Below are 14,411 nucleotides of genomic sequence, written 5' to 3'. Positions count from 1 at the left end.
ACGGTCGAGCCCGGCATCACCCGCAAGGCGCTCAACGAAGCGCTGCGCGACACGGGCCTGTTCTTCCCGATCGATCCAGGCGCGGACGCGAGCATCGGCGGCATGACGGCGACGCGCGCGTCCGGTACCAACGCCGTGCGCTACGGCACGATGCGCGAAAACGTGCTCGGCCTGACCGCCGTGCTCGCCGACGGCCGCGTCGTGAAGACCGGCTCGCGCGCACGCAAGTCGTCGGCCGGCTACGATCTGACCCGCCTGTTCGTCGGCTCCGAAGGCACCCTCGGCGTCATCACCGAGATCACGCTGCGCCTGCATCCGCTGCCCGAAGCCGTGTCGGCCGCGATCTGCGCGTTCCCGACGATGGGCGACGCCGTTCGCACCGTGATCGAGACGATCCAGATGGGCGTGCCGATCGCACGCGTCGAATTCGTCGATTCGCTCGCCGTCCACTCGATCAACCGCCACTCGAACATGACGCTCGCCGAAGCGCCGACGCTGTTCTTCGAATTTCACGGCACCGAAGCCGGCGTGAAGGAGCAGGCCGAACTCGTCGAGGCGCTCGCGGGGCAGAATCACGGCCAGGGCTTCGAATGGGCGACCCGTCCGGAGGATCGCAGCCGACTGTGGGCCGCGCGGCACAATGCATTCTTCGCGATGCTGCAGCTGAAGCCGGGCTGCCGCGCGGTGACGACCGACGTCTGCGTGCCGATCTCGCAACTCGCCGCCTGCGTCGAGGAAACCGAGGCCGACCTGCGCGCCTCGTCGCTGCCCTGCCCGATCGTCGGACACGTCGGCGACGGCAATTTCCACGTCGCGATCCTGATCGATCCCGCGAAGCCCGAGGAACTCGAGGAAGCGGAGCAGATCAACGAGCGCATCGTCGAGCGCGCGCTGCGCATGGGCGGCACCTGCACGGGCGAACACGGCGTCGGCCTGCACAAGATGCGTTTCCTGCCGAAGGAGCATGGCGACAACGCGATCGATACGATGCGCGCGATCAAGCTCGCGCTCGATCCGCGCAACCTGATGAATCCCGGCAAGATTTTCACGTGCTGAAGTACTGAGCCGAGCGCTGCGTCCACGCAGGAGAAGAGATGAACGCCCCCGCCGATCTGTCTGCCGAGATGCGTGCGCAGCGCCAGCGTGAAGTGGTGCAGGCGCTGATGGCCGTGCTGCCGATGCACTGCCTGCTTTATCGCGACGAAGACACCGCGCCCTACGAGTGCGACGGGCTGTCCGCGTACCGGCGCCTGCCGCTCGCGGTCGCGCTGCCCGAGACCGAATCGCAGGTGCAGCGCATCGTGCAGATCTGCCGGCGGATGGACATCCCGATCGTGCCGCGCGGCGCGGGCACGAGCCTGTCCGGCGGCGCGCTGCCGATCGAGCGCGGCGTCGTGCTGTCGCTCGCCCGCTTCACGCGCGTGATCGAAGTCGATCCGTACGCGCGCACCGCCACCGTGCAGCCCGGCGTGCGCAACCTCGCGATCTCCGACGCCGCCGCGCCGTACGGGCTCTATTACGCGCCCGATCCGTCGTCGCAGATCGCCTGTACGATCGGCGGCAACGTCGCCGAGAATTCCGGCGGCGTCCATTGTCTCAAGTACGGGCTGACCGTCCACAACGTCATGCGCGTCCGCGCGGTGACGATCGACGGCGAGATCGTCGAATTCGGCTCGCTCGCGCTCGACTCGCCCGGCCTCGACCTGCTCGCGGTGACGATCGGCAGCGAAGGCATGTTCGTGATCGTCACCGAGGTCACGGTCAGGCTGATTCCGAAGCCGCAATCCGCCCAGCTCGTGATGGCGAGCTTCGACGACGTGATCAAGGGCGGCGAGGCGGTCGCGGCCATCATCGCGTCGGGGATCATCCCGGCCGGGCTCGAGATGATGGACAAGCCCGCGACGCAGGCGGTCGAGTCGTTCACGCACGCGGGCTACGATCTCGACGCCGCGGCGATCCTGCTGTGCGAATCGGACGGCACGCCGGAGGAAGTCGCCGAGGAAATCGTCCGCATGACCGCGGTGCTGCGCGAGCACGGCGCCACGCGCATCCAGGTGTCGCGCAACGAAAGCGAGCGGCTGCGCTTCTGGTCCGGCCGGAAGAACGCGTTCCCCGCCGCCGGCCGGATCTCCCCCGACTATTACTGCATGGACGGCACCGTGCCGCGCCGCGCGATCGGGCCGCTGCTCGCCCGCATCGAAGAGATGGAAACCCGCTACGGCCTGCGCTGCATCAACGTGTTCCACGCGGGCGACGGCAACATGCATCCGCTGATCCTCTACAACGCGAACGATCCCGACGAGCTGCATCGCGCGGAACTGTTCGGCGCGGAGATCCTCGAGTGCTGCGTGGAACTCGGCGGCACCGTCACGGGCGAGCACGGCGTCGGCATCGAGAAGCTCAATTCGATGTGCGTGCAGTTCTCTCAGCAGGAGCGCGACGCGTTCTTCGCGGTCAAGCGCGCCTTCGACCCGCCCGGTCTCCTCAACCCGGACAAGGGGATTCCCACCCGGGCCCGCTGCGCCGAATACGGCCGGCAGCATGTGCGCGGCGGGCTCCTGCCGCATCCCGATATTCCGCGCTTCTGAATGCGCCGCGCCGATCCTCGGCGCGGTTCGCTCCCATCGTCGTTCGCGCAGCCTGATCCGTTGTGGCAACAGCCGCGCATGCCATCGGCGATCCGATTAGGGATAGTCGCGATGTGCGTTCGCGTCACCCCGGTACAATCGACCGGACAACGACACGAGACAACAAGCGATCATGGAAGAGGACGACATCGTCGCCGGATGGGCCGAACGCATCCGCGCCGCCAGCGCCGACGGCCACGCGCTGCGGCTGCGCGGCGGCGGCACCAAGGACTGGTACGGCCAGACGCTGGAAGGCGAGATTCTCGATACCCGTGCATTTCACGGCATCGTGTCATACGATCCGGCCGAACTCGTCGTGACGGTGCGCGCCGGCACGCCGCTCACGCAGCTGGAAACGGTTCTCGCCGAGTGCAACCAGATGCTGCCGTTCGAACCGCCGCATTTCGGGCGCACGGCGACGGTCGGCGGTTGCGTCGCAGCCGGCCTCGCCGGCCCGCGCCGCGCATCGGCCGGCGCGCCGCGCGATTTCGTGCTGGGTGTCACGCTGATGAACGGCCGCGGCGAAGTGCTGCGGTTCGGCGGCCAGGTCGTGAAGAATGTGGCGGGCTATGACGTATCGCGGCTGATGGCCGGTTCGCTGGGCACGCTCGGGCTGATGCTCGAACTATCGATCAAGGTGCTGCCGATGCCCGTCGCCGAAGTCACCCTGAAATTCGAAATGAGTGCGACCGACGCCGTGCGCAAGCTCAACGAATGGGGCGGACACCCGCTGCCCGTCAGCGCGAGCGCGTGGCGCAACGGCACGCTCGTGCTGCGCCTGTCTGGCGCCGAAGCCGCGGTCAAGGCCGCGAAGACCGTGCTCGGCGGCGAAGTCGTCGATGCGGTCGAGGCCGAGCGTTTCTGGACCGGCCTGCGCGAGCAGACCGATCCGTTCTTCGGCGGCATCCCGCCCGGCTTCGCGCTCTGGCGCCTGTCGATGCCATCGATCACCGAGCCGCTGAATCTGCCGGGCACGCAGCTGATGGAATGGGGAGGCGCGCAGCGCTGGTGGATCACCGATGCCGACGCGCAGACCGTACGCATTAGCGCGAAGCAGGCGGGCGGCCACGCGACGCTGTTCCGCGCGGGTGAATCGTATGACCGCAGCGCCGGCGTGTTCACGCCGCTGCCCGCGCCGCTGATGAAAATCCACCGCGGCCTGAAGGCTGCGTTCGATCCGGCGCGGGTCATCAATCGCGGACGGCTCTACGTCGATCTTTGAGGGCTTGATGCAAACGAACCTCGCCGATTTCATCCGCAATACGCCCGACGGCGACGAAGCCGACGCCATCCTGCGCAAGTGCGTGCATTGCGGGTTCTGCACCGCGACGTGCCCGACCTACCAGTTGCTCGGCGACGAACTGGACGGCCCGCGCGGGCGTATCTATCTGATCAAGCAGATGGTCGAAGGCGCATCCGTGACGCGCAGCACGCAGCAGCACCTCGACCGTTGCCTCACGTGCCGCAGCTGCGAGACCACCTGTCCGTCGGGTGTCGAATACGGCCGCCTCGTCGAGATCGGCCGCAAGCATGTCGAAACGCAGGTTCCGCGCCCGGCGGCGCAGCAACTCATGCGCCGCGCGCTCGCGAGCTTCGTGCCGAACAGCGCGCTGTTTTCGCCGGTCATGCGGATCGGCCAGCATGTGCGCCGGCTGCTGCCGCGGCGCCTGCGGGACAAGGTGCCGCCGCGCACGCGGCTGCTCGACTGGCCGCAGCGCACGCATGCGCGCAAGATGCTGATGCTGGCCGGCTGCGTGCAGCCGTCGATGCTGCCGAACATCAACATCGCGACCGCGCGCGTGCTCGACGCCCTCGGCGTGGAAACCCTCATCGCGTCCGACGCCGGCTGTTGCGGCGCGATCCGGCTGCATCTCAACTATCACGACGAAGCGCTCGACGACGCACGCCGCAACATCGACGCATGGTGGCCGTACATCGAGCAGGGCGCCGAGGCGATCGTGATGAACGCGTCCGGCTGCGGCGCGACCGTGCTCGAATATGCGCACCTGCTGCGCGACGATCCGGCCTACGCGGAAAAAGCCCGGCGCGTCGTCGCGCTGACGCGCGACATCTCCGACGTGCTGCTCGCATTCGAAGCCGAGCTCGCGACGCTCGCGCAGCGTCGCGCGATCCATACCGTCGCCTACCATCCGCCGTGCACGTTGCAGCACGGCCAGCAATCGCGCGGCAAGGTCGAGCGGCTGCTGGATTCGCTCGGCATCGACGTGCGCCTGCCCGCCGACAGTCATCTGTGCTGCGGCTCCGCCGGCACCTATTCGCTGACGCAGCCGTCGCTGTCATACCGCCTGCGCAAGCAGAAGCTCGCGAAGCTGCAGGCGCTCGAGCCGCAGATGATCGTGTCGGGCAACGTCGGCTGCATCGCACACCTGCAAAGCGGCACGCCGATTCCGGTCGTGCACTGGATCCAGCTCGTCGAGCACCTGCTGTATGGCTGAGCGCCGGTTCTCCCGTCGCGCCCGGGCGAAAACCGCAGGAAGCGCCCCGCGCCCCGTCCGTATAATGCGAATCGAAGCGCCGCCTGTATGCGGCGCGCCCGATTTCGTGCCCGTCATGTCAGATATCGCCGCCCGCCTGGATTCCGTTCATCGCCGCATCGCCGACGCCGCCCGCGCGGCCGGCCGCGATCCCGCCACCATCACGCTGCTCGCCGTGTCGAAAACGTTTCCCGCCGATGCGGTGCGCGCCGCGCATGCGGCCGGCCAGCACGCATTCGGCGAGAACTACGTGCAGGAATCGATCGACAAGATCGATGCGCTCGCCGATCTGCGACGCGATCTCGAATGGCACTTCATCGGGCCGCTGCAGTCGAACAAGACGCGTCCCGTCGCCGAGCGGTTCGACTGGGTGCATTCCGTCGACCGGCTGAAGATCGCCCAGCGGCTGGCCGAGCAGCGGCCCGCGCATCTGCCGCCGCTCAACGTCTGCGTGCAGGTGAACATCAGCGGCGAGGCATCGAAGAGTGGCGTCGCGCCGGACGATGTCGCCGCCGTCGCGCGTGCGGTCGCCGAATTGCCGTCGCTGCGCCTGCGCGGCCTGATGGCGATCCCCGAACCGGCGAGTGATCCCGATGCACAGCGCGCGCCGCATCGTGCGCTGCGCGCACTGTTCGACGCGCTTCGCGCCGATGGACTGCCGCTCGACACGCTGTCGATGGGCATGTCGGCCGATCTCGAGGCGGCGGTGCGCGAAGGCGCGACGATCGTGCGGGTCGGCACCGCAATCTTCGGCGCGCGCGACTATTCCTCCCATTGAACCCAGCGATTCCGACATCATGAAAATTGCATTCATCGGCGGCGGCAACATGGCCGCGGCATTGATCGGCGGCCTCATCAAGCGCGGCGTCGCCGCGAGCGGCCTGTATGCCATCGACGTCAACGAGGACGCGCGCGCGCGCACCGCGCAGCAGTTCGGCATCCGCACCGGCGCGGCGGTCGACGCGGCACTCGCGGATTACGACGCGATCGTGCTCGCGGTCAAGCCGCAGGTGCTCAAGGACGTCGCGCAGACGCTGGCGCCGCACCTGACGTCGCAGCTCGTGATCAGCATCGCCGCGGGCATCCGCGCGACCGACCTGTCTCGCTGGCTCGACGGCTATGCGCACATCGTTCGCACGATGCCGAACACACCCGCGCTCATCGGCATGGGCGTGACCGGCCTGGCCGCGCTGGCGGACGTCGACGCGGCTGGCCGCGAACTGGCGTCGGACGTGCTCGGCGCGGTCGGCGAAATCGTCTGGTTCGATGACGAGTCGCAACTCGACGCCGTCACCGCGATCTCGGGCAGCGGCCCCGCATACGTGTTCTATTTCATCGAAGCGCTGCAGGAAGCCGCGCGCCGCCTCGGCCTGAACGACGAGCAGGGCCGTGCGCTCGCGGTCGCGACGTTCACGGGCGCGGCGCAACTCGCCGCGCAATCCGGCGAGCCGGCCAGCGTGCTGCGCGAACGCGTGACGTCGAAGGGCGGCACGACGGCCGCCGCACTGGCGTCGTTCGACGCGCAGGGTGTGAAGGAAGCCATCGTACGCGGTGCGCTCGCCGCCGATGCGCGCGCAAAGGAAATGGGCGACGAGCTCGGCCAGGCGTAAGCGGCCACGCGTACTCCGCCGCGCGGCGGCCTCCGGGCCGGCGATGTCTTGCCGGCCGCACGCGGACACACCCGACACGCATGAAAAAGCGGCCCGTGTGGGCCGCTGATCTTTTTCGACGAGGACTGCACCGCCCTCGCCTGTCCTGCCGTCCTTGGCCGACAGAAATTCGGGCGCTCGCCCCATCGCGCCGGCTTCGCCCGATGGGCGCTACCGGAAGCCGCTCACTCGCCGCGCGTTCACTGCCCGGCCAGCGCGTAATGCGCGGCGATCCCGACGAACAGCGCGCCGCCGAGCCAGTTGTTGTGCCTGAATGCAGCGAAGCACGGCATCCGCTCACGCCCCTTGATCAGGGTGTAGTGATACACCGCGCAACCCGCCGCCGCCGCCCAGCCCGCCCAGTAGACGAGACCGAAGCCAAGCGTCAGGCCGACCCACACGTAGATGCCGAGCGTGACCGCATAGCACGTCATGACGGCCGCGACGTCGAAGCGGCCGAACGTGAGTGCCGACGTCCGGATGCCGATCTTGATGTCGTCGTCGCGATCGACCATCGCATATTCAGTGTCGTATGCCACCGACCAGAACACGTTCGCCACGAGCATGATCCACGCAAGCGGCGGCACCGTGTCCTGCACAGCCGCGAATGCCATCGGGATGCCGAAGCCGAATGCGATGCCCAGATACGCCTGCGGAATCGCGAAAAAGCGCTTCATGAATGGGTACGTGCCCGCGACGAATACCGCGGCAACCGACAGCTCTTTCGTCAGCGTATTGAGCGGCAGAATCAGCAGGAACGCGGCGATCGACAGCCCGGCCGCGATCGCGACCGCCTCCCATGCCCGGATCTTGCCGGACGTGATCGGACGATCCGCGGTGCGCTTCACATGACGATCGAAATCGCGGTCCGCGTAATCGTTGATCGCGCAACCGGCGGATCGCATCAGCAGCGTACCGAGCGCAAAGATCACGAGCAGCGTCCAGCGCGGGTGACCGCTCGACGCAATCCACAGCGCATTGAGTGTCGGCCACAGCAGCAGCAGGCTGCCGATCGGCTTGTCCATCCGGACGAGCCGCAGATAGAGGGGAAAGCGGGCAAGCATGGGAAGCACCGGGAAGATAACCCCGGCATTGTAGAGCCGCGCGGGTTCCCGCGTCATGTGGCAGTGGCTCGCACGCGGCGGCCGGCCGCACGGTGGATTCCAACGTAACGCCGCGCCGCCCACCGCAAAAATCGGGGTCATGGCGGATTGGATCAGGCGACGCGAAACCGCTTGCTCAACCGCCCGCGACGGCAGCCGCATGATGCGCGGCCTGCCCGACCAGCACGGCCGCGCCACTCGCCGTGATCGCCAGTCCGGCGAGCCGCCGCAGCGCAACGGCGGGCGGGCGCTTCACGGGCCGGGCCAGTGCGGTGCGCACTTCCAGAATCATCCGGGTCATGATCGTGACTCCTTGCCTTCGCCGATCGATGGCGGTTGCGCCATGCCGGCACACGGGCCGCACGCGCCCGCAAACACAAACGGCCGGTCTTGCGACCGGCCGCCCTTGCTTCGGCACGCGACCTTGACGGTCTGTGCGTGTCGATTACGCCAGGTCGAAGCGGTCGAGGTTCATGACCTTGGTCCAGGCCGCCACGAAGTCGCGAACGAACTTTTCCCGCGAATCCGCACTGCCGTAGACTTCAGCCAGCGCCCGCAACTCGGCATTCGAACCAAACACCAGATCAACGCGCGTGCCGGTCCACTTCACCTTGCCCGTCGCGCGGTCGCGCCCTTCGAACACGTCGTTCGCATCCGATACCGGCTTCCACTCCGTGCCCATGTCCAGCAGGTTCAGGAAGAAGTCGTTGGTCAGCGTCTCCGGCCGCTCGGTGAAGACGCCATGCGCGCTCTGCCCGACGTTCGTGCCCAGCATGCGCATGCCGCCCACGAGCACCGTCATTTCCGGTGCGGTCAGATTGAGCAGTTGCGCCTTGTCGACCAGCAGCGCCTCCGCCGACACCGTGTAGCGCCCCTTCAGATAATTGCGGAAGCCGTCCGCGATCGGCTCGAGCACGGCCATCGCCTCGACGTCGGTCTGCGCCTGCGAGGCATCCATGCGGCCCGGCGCGAACGGCACCGTGACGTCGTGTCCGGCACGCTTCGCCGCCTGCTCGACGCCTACGCCGCCGGCCAGCACGATCAGATCGGCGAGCGACACCTTCTTGCCGCCCGACTGAGCGCCGTTGAACTCGCCCTGGATACGCTCCAGCACTGCCAGCACCTTCCCGAGCTGCTCGGGCTGGTTGACCGCCCAGTCCTTCTGCGGTGCGAGGCGAATGCGCGCGCCGTTTGCGCCGCCGCGCTTGTCCGAGCCGCGGAATGTCGATGCCGAGGCCCAGGCCGTCGACACCATTTCCGACACGGACAGCCCCGAAGCGAGGATCTTGCCCTTGAGTGCCGCAATATCGGCCTCGTCGACCAGCGGATGGTCGACTGCGGGAATCGGGTCTTGCCAGATAAGCTCTTCCGCCGGCACTTCCGGGCCGAGATAGCGTACGCGCGGCCCCATGTCACGGTGCGTCAGCTTGAACCATGCACGCGCGAAGGCGTCGGCGAGCTGATCCGGATGCTCGTAGAAGCGCCGCGAGATTTTTTCATACGCCGGGTCGAATCGCAGCGAAAGATCGGTCGTCAGCATCGACGGCCCGCGGCGCTTCGACGGATCCTGCGGGTCGGGCATCGCGCCGGCACCCGCGTCGCCCTTCGGCTTCCATTGATGCGCCCCTGCCGGGCTCTTCGTGAGTTCCCATTCATAGCCGAACAGGTTTTCGAAGAAGTTGTTGCTCCACTGCGTCGGCGTCTGGCTCCAGATCACCTCCAGGCCGCTCGTGATCGTGTCGTCGCCGCTGCCGGTGCCGAAGCTGTTCTTCCAGCCGAGGCCCTGCTCCTCGAGGCCGGCCGCTTCCGGCTCGGGCCCGACATGGGAGGCCGGCGCGGCGCCGTGCGTCTTGCCGAACGTGTGACCGCCTGCGATCAGCGCCACCGTTTCCTCGTCGTTCATCGCCATGCGCGCGAACGTCTCGCGGATGTCCTTGGCCGCCGCGAGCGGATCCGGGTTGCCTTCCGGGCCTTCCGGATTGACGTAGATCAGCCCCATCTGAACGGCCGCGAGCGGATTTTCGAGGTCGCGGTCGCCGTAGTAGCGCTTGTCGTCGGCCAGCCACTTGGTTTCAGCACCCCAGTCGACGTTGTCCGGCTCCCATGCATCCACCCGGCCGCCGCCGAAACCGAACGTCTTGAATCCCATCGATTCCAGCGCGACATTGCCCGTCAGAATGATGAGGTCGGCCCACGAGATATTCCGGCCATACTTCTGCTTGATCGGCCAGATCAGCCGGCGTGCCTTGTCCAGGCTGACGTTGTCGGGCCAGCTGTTGAGCGGTGCGAAACGCTGCTGGCCGGAACCGGCGCCGCCGCGGCCGTCGCCTGTGCGGTACGTGCCGGCACTGTGCCACGCCATGCGGATGAACAGCGGACCGTAGTGGCCGAAGTCGGCCGGCCACCAGTCTTGCGACACCGTCATCAGCGCCCGGAGATCCGCCTTCACGGCTTCCAGGTCGAGACGCTTGAACGCCTCCGCGTAGTTGAAATCCTTGTCCATCGGATCGGACAGGGACGAATTCTGGCGCAGGATACTCAGGTTCAGCTGATTCGGCCACCACTGCCGGTTCGACGTACCACTGCCGGCAGCGTGAGCGAACGGACACTTCGTTTCAGTCGACATGTGTTTTCTCCTTGGATCGTTTGCACCCACCTACGCGGCCCGGTCCGGAGTCCGGGCACCGTTGGTGGATAGTACCCAATACAGGTAAAAAATTGGTTTATCTGTCGCAGTCCGTCTCGATGTCGGACATGACAGGCCACCTGACACACCGCATTCGGTTCCGTCGCCTATACGCAGCCGGGAACCCGTCCATCGTCAACCGTGGGCTTGCGCAGCGCGTGGCTTCGGCGCCCGGCATGACCGCGAATGCTCAAGCACTGTGCATGCGGTCAACCCGATACATGAATGCAAGCGGATTCAGGCTTCGGACAACGGTCCGGACGCACGCGACATCCGTCATGCGTGGCACGATGCTTCGTTGCATACGCTGCACGACCCACTGCATGATGCGCTCCTTCTTCGGGACTCGCATTGACCGTTGTCCGGCGAGCCGGTCGCCCGATCGACGGTCACATGCCGGGCCGATCCCTGTAGAACACTTTATGCGTCACTATTAATAATTTCAATTTGATAAGATTTATCTATGCGATAGATAAAAATAAACGGGGCCACAAAGCCCCGTCGTGACGGCGGCAGCACGTACCGCCCCGCTCAGTTCAGCGTCGCCGGCATGTCGAGTTTCGAGACGCCAGGCAGATCGCACGCGGCGATCGCCTCACTGATCGCGTCGATCGCAGGCATGCGCGTGAAACTCTTGCGCCAGACGAGCACGACCCGGCGATCCGGCTCCGGATCGCTGAACGGCACGTACGACAGCAGGCCGGCATCCGGGCCGATCGCGTGCGGCCCGACCTCGGCGACCGACATCCGCGGCAGCACCGTAATACCCACGCCGCTCGCGACCATGTGGCGGATCGTTTCGAGCGACGAACCCTCGAAGGTCTTCTGGATGCCGTCGGCCGTCTGCGAGAAGCGCATCAGCTCCGGGCACACGCCCAGCACGTGATCGCGGAAGCAGTGACCGTTGCCGAGCAGCAGCATCGTCTCCTGCTTCAGATCCTCCGCGTCGATCTGGCGGCGCTTCTCCCACGGGTGCCCGGCCGGCAGCGCGACGACGAACGGCTCGTCGTACAGCGGCCGCACCATCAGCCCGGTTTCGGGGAACGGCAGCGCCATGATCGCCGCATCGATCTCGCCCTGCTTGAGCAGTTCGAGCAGCTTCAGCGTGTAGTTTTCCTGGAGCATCAGCGGCATCTGCGGGACGCGCTGGATCATCTGTTTGACGAGCGTCGGCAGCAGGTACGGCCCGATCGTGTAGATCACGCCGAGACGAAACGGGCCGGTGAGCGGATCCTTGCCCTGTTTCGCGATCTCCTTGATCGCGAAGGTCTGTTCAAGCACGCGCTGTGCCTGCGTGACGATCTGGTCGCCGATGATCGTCACGCTCACTTCGCTCGCGCCGCGTTCGAAGATCTGCACGTTGAGTTCGTCTTCGAGCTTCTTGATCGCCACCGACAGCGTCGGCTGGCTCACGAAGCACGCCTCGGCCGCGCGGCCGAAATGCCGCTCACGCGCGACTGCGACGATATATTTCAGTTCCGTCAGCGTCATTATGGGTCAATCAAATGAATACATGCGATAGGTTTAATTTATACACCCTATCGCCCCGATTCGCCAACTTTCCGTGCGCTCGGCCGCGGAAACGGGCCGCTCAAGCGGCGGACATCACGCCTTCAGGTACTGTTCGCGCGTGCCGAGCCAGCGTGCGAGATGCTGGGTGACAACGTCGGGATACCCGGCGATCAGCCGCGCAGCCGCTTCGCGCGCCGGCTCGATCAGCCAGCCGTCCTCTTCCAGATTCGCGAAGCGCAGCATCGCCGCGCCCGACTGGCGCGCGCCGAGGAATTCGCCCGGGCCGCGGATTTCGAGGTCGCGCCGCGCGATCTCGAACCCGTCGGTCGTTTCGCGCATCGTCTGCAGCCGCGCGCGGCCGGTGAGCGACAGCGGCCCGCTATAGAGCAGCACGCACACCGACGCCGCGGTGCCGCGCCCGACCCGGCCGCGCAGCTGGTGCAGCTGCGCCAGGCCGAAGCGCTCCGCATGCTCGATCACCATCAGCGACGCGTTCGGCACGTCGACGCCGACCTCGATCACCGTCGTCGCAACCAGCAGCTGCACCTCGTTGCGCGTGAACGCGTCCATCACCGCCGCCTTGTCGGCGGGCGCGAGCCGCCCGTGCACCAGCCCGACCCTCAATTCCGGCAGCGCGGCCGCGAGCGTTTCGTAGGTCTCGACAGCGGTTTGCAGCTGCAGCGTCTCGCTCTCCTCGATCAGCGGGCAGACCCAGTACACCTGGCGGCCCGTCAGCGCCGCCTCGCGCAAGCGCGCGATCACTTCCTCGCGCCGCGCATCGCCGACGACCCGCGTCAGGATCGGCGTGCGCCCCGGCGGCAGCTCGTCGATCGTCGACACGTCGAGATCCGCGTAATACGTCATCGCGAGCGTGCGCGGAATCGGCGTCGCCGACATCATCAGCTGGTGCGGCTGGAAGCCCTGCGCGCCGTCCGCGGCGTTCGCCGCCTTCGCGCGCAGCGCAAGGCGCTGCTCGACGCCGAAACGATGCTGCTCGTCGACGATCACCAGACCGAGCCGCGCAAATTCGACCGCATCCTGGATGATCGCGTGCGTGCCGATCACGAGCTGCGCGGTGCCGAGCGCGGCGGCCTCGATCGCCGCGCGCTTTTCCTTCGCCTTCAGGCTGCCCGCGAGCCATGCGACCGACACGCCGAGCGGTTCCAGCCAGCCGCGCAGCTTGCGCGCGTGCTGTTCCGCGAGAATCTCGGTCGGCGCCATCAGCGCGGCCTGATAACCGGCATCGATCGCCTGCACGGCGGCGAGCGCTGCGACGACGGTCTTGCCGCTGCCGACGTCGCCCTGCAGCAGGCGCTGCATCGGATGCGGCAGCGTCAGGTCGTGCGCGATCTCGTCGACGACGCGCGCCTGCGCGCCCGTCAGCGTGAACGGCAGCGCCGCGTAGAGACGCGTCGTCAGCGCATCCGCGTGGTCGGCGCCGCGGCGCGGCATCGCGTGCGCCGCGCGGGTGCGGCGCGCTTCGTGCGCGCGCTTCAGCGACAGCTGCTGCACTAGCAGCTCGTCGAACTTGATGCGCGTCCAGGCCGGGTGCGAGCCGTCCATCAGCGCGGTTTCGTCGGCATGGGCGTCCGGGTGATGCAGGATCTTCACCGCGTCCGCCAGCGCCGGCACGTCGAGGGGCTGCAGAAATGCCTGGGCGATCTCGGGCGGCAGCAGTTCCGGCAGCGGCGTGTGCTCGAGCGCGTTGTCGATCGCCTTGCGCAGGTATGCCTGCGACACGCCCGCCGTGCTCGGATAGACCGGCGTCAGCGCCTGCGGCAACGGCGCGTCCGCTTCGACGACGCGCACCGCCGGATGCACAATCTCCATCCCGAAGAATCCGCCGCGCACATCGCCGCGCACGCGCAGCCGCTGGCCCACCGCCATCTGCTTGACCTGCGAGCCATAGAAATTCAGGAAGCGAAGCACGAGCTGCGCGCCGTCGTCGTCGCGCAGCTTGACGACGAGCTGGCGGCGCGGCCGGTACGCGACTTCGTTGTCGACCACGACGCCTTCCGCCTGCGACACGCCGCCCGGCAGCAGTTCGCCGATCGGCGTCAGCGTCGTCTCGTCCTCATAGCGCATCGGCAGATGCAAGACGAGATCGATCGATCGCGTGAGGCCGAGCTTCGCGAGCTTGTCGGCGGTCCTGACCGGCTTGCCGCCTTCGGCCTTGGCACGCTTCGATACGGCCGCGTCGGATGCGGCCGATTGCGCGCCGCCCGGCCCGGATCCGCTCGGCCGGAGCGTCGCCGCATCCGGCGGCACGAGCCGCCCGTCCGTGCCACGGCGCGGCGCGGCGCGGCGCGCGGGCGGCGTGGTCTCGCGATCGGCGGAAT

Annotated in this window: 11 protein-coding genes; 6 read left to right on the top strand and 5 right to left on the bottom strand. The window is 67.4% G+C overall.

The window, feature by feature from the left end:
* From KH616_RS11780 to proC, 6 genes are all read left to right on the top strand, one after another.
* Positions 1 to 1,056: FAD-linked oxidase C-terminal domain-containing protein (locus KH616_RS11780; protein WP_292244295.1), on the top strand; the 1,056-nt coding region annotated here is incomplete at its 5' end.
* A 38-nt stretch (positions 1,057 to 1,094) separates the two neighbouring features.
* Positions 1,095 to 2,588: an FAD-linked oxidase C-terminal domain-containing protein gene (locus KH616_RS11775; RefSeq protein WP_292244294.1), complete on the top strand. Its 1,494-nt coding sequence runs from the start codon at positions 1,095 to 1,097 to the stop codon at positions 2,586 to 2,588.
* 172 nt (positions 2,589 to 2,760) lie between these two features.
* Positions 2,761 to 3,849, top strand: coding sequence for a glycolate oxidase subunit GlcE (glcE, locus tag KH616_RS11770; RefSeq protein ID WP_292244293.1), 1,089 nt, complete (start codon positions 2,761 to 2,763; stop codon positions 3,847 to 3,849).
* A 7-nt stretch (positions 3,850 to 3,856) separates the two neighbouring features.
* The gene (gene glcF, locus KH616_RS11765; protein ID WP_292244292.1) at positions 3,857 to 5,083 is read left to right on the top strand and encodes a glycolate oxidase subunit GlcF; all 1,227 of its coding nucleotides are present in this window, start codon (positions 3,857 to 3,859) and stop codon (positions 5,081 to 5,083) included.
* 115 nt (positions 5,084 to 5,198) lie between these two features.
* A complete protein-coding gene (locus tag KH616_RS11760) occupies positions 5,199 to 5,900 on the top strand; it encodes a YggS family pyridoxal phosphate-dependent enzyme (protein ID WP_292244291.1) in 702 nt (233 codons plus the stop codon).
* 19 nt (positions 5,901 to 5,919) lie between these two features.
* A complete protein-coding gene (proC, locus tag KH616_RS11755; RefSeq protein WP_292244290.1) occupies positions 5,920 to 6,732 on the top strand; it encodes a pyrroline-5-carboxylate reductase in 813 nt (270 codons plus the stop codon).
* Positions 6,733 to 6,971: 239 nt separating this feature from the next.
* Here proC and ubiA read toward each other — a convergent pair whose 3' ends face one another.
* From ubiA to recG, 5 genes are all read right to left on the bottom strand, one after another.
* A complete protein-coding gene (ubiA, locus tag KH616_RS11750) occupies positions 6,972 to 7,835 on the bottom strand; it encodes a 4-hydroxybenzoate octaprenyltransferase (RefSeq protein WP_292244296.1) in 864 nt (287 codons plus the stop codon).
* A 175-nt stretch (positions 7,836 to 8,010) separates the two neighbouring features.
* Positions 8,011 to 8,175, bottom strand: coding sequence for a hypothetical protein (locus KH616_RS11745; RefSeq protein WP_292244289.1), 165 nt, complete (start codon positions 8,173 to 8,175; stop codon positions 8,011 to 8,013).
* Between the two features lie 144 nt (positions 8,176 to 8,319).
* Positions 8,320 to 10,500 (bottom strand): catalase/peroxidase HPI, encoded by a 2,181-nt coding sequence (katG, locus tag KH616_RS11740; protein ID WP_292244288.1) that lies wholly within the window; start codon positions 10,498 to 10,500, stop codon positions 8,320 to 8,322.
* A gap of 591 nt (positions 10,501 to 11,091) precedes the next feature.
* Positions 11,092 to 12,051, bottom strand: a complete 960-nt coding sequence (locus tag KH616_RS11735; protein WP_292244287.1) for a hydrogen peroxide-inducible genes activator — start codon at positions 12,049 to 12,051, stop codon at positions 11,092 to 11,094.
* 114 nt (positions 12,052 to 12,165) lie between these two features.
* On the bottom strand, positions 12,166 to 14,411 hold a 2,246-nt coding region (gene recG, locus KH616_RS11730; RefSeq protein WP_292244286.1), incomplete at its 5' end, for an ATP-dependent DNA helicase RecG.

The sequence above is a fragment of the Burkholderia sp. genome (assembly GCF_018375725.1).
Lineage (GTDB): Bacteria > Pseudomonadota > Gammaproteobacteria > Burkholderiales > Burkholderiaceae > Burkholderia.
The sequence above is the reverse complement of the archived record's forward strand: the minus strand, read 5'-3'. Positions and strand labels throughout refer to the sequence as shown.

Excerpts from the sequence above, each read along its gene's own strand:
- KH616_RS11775 (WP_292244294.1), top strand. The coding sequence starts at position 1,095 with ATGAACGCCCCCGCCGATCTGTCTGCCGAGATGCGTGCGCAGCGCCAG.
- glcE (WP_292244293.1), top strand. The coding sequence starts at position 2,761 with ATGGAAGAGGACGACATCGTCGCCGGATGGGCCGAACGCATCCGCGCC.
- glcF (WP_292244292.1), top strand. The coding sequence starts at position 3,857 with ATGCAAACGAACCTCGCCGATTTCATCCGCAATACGCCCGACGGCGAC.
- KH616_RS11760 (WP_292244291.1), top strand. The coding sequence starts at position 5,199 with ATGTCAGATATCGCCGCCCGCCTGGATTCCGTTCATCGCCGCATCGCC.
- proC (WP_292244290.1), top strand. The coding sequence starts at position 5,920 with ATGAAAATTGCATTCATCGGCGGCGGCAACATGGCCGCGGCATTGATC.
- ubiA (WP_292244296.1), bottom strand. The coding sequence starts at position 7,835 with ATGCTTGCCCGCTTTCCCCTCTATCTGCGGCTCGTCCGGATGGACAAG.
- KH616_RS11745 (WP_292244289.1), bottom strand. The coding sequence starts at position 8,175 with ATGACCCGGATGATTCTGGAAGTGCGCACCGCACTGGCCCGGCCCGTG.
- katG (WP_292244288.1), bottom strand. The coding sequence starts at position 10,500 with ATGTCGACTGAAACGAAGTGTCCGTTCGCTCACGCTGCCGGCAGTGGT.
- KH616_RS11735 (WP_292244287.1), bottom strand. The coding sequence starts at position 12,051 with ATGACGCTGACGGAACTGAAATATATCGTCGCAGTCGCGCGTGAGCGG.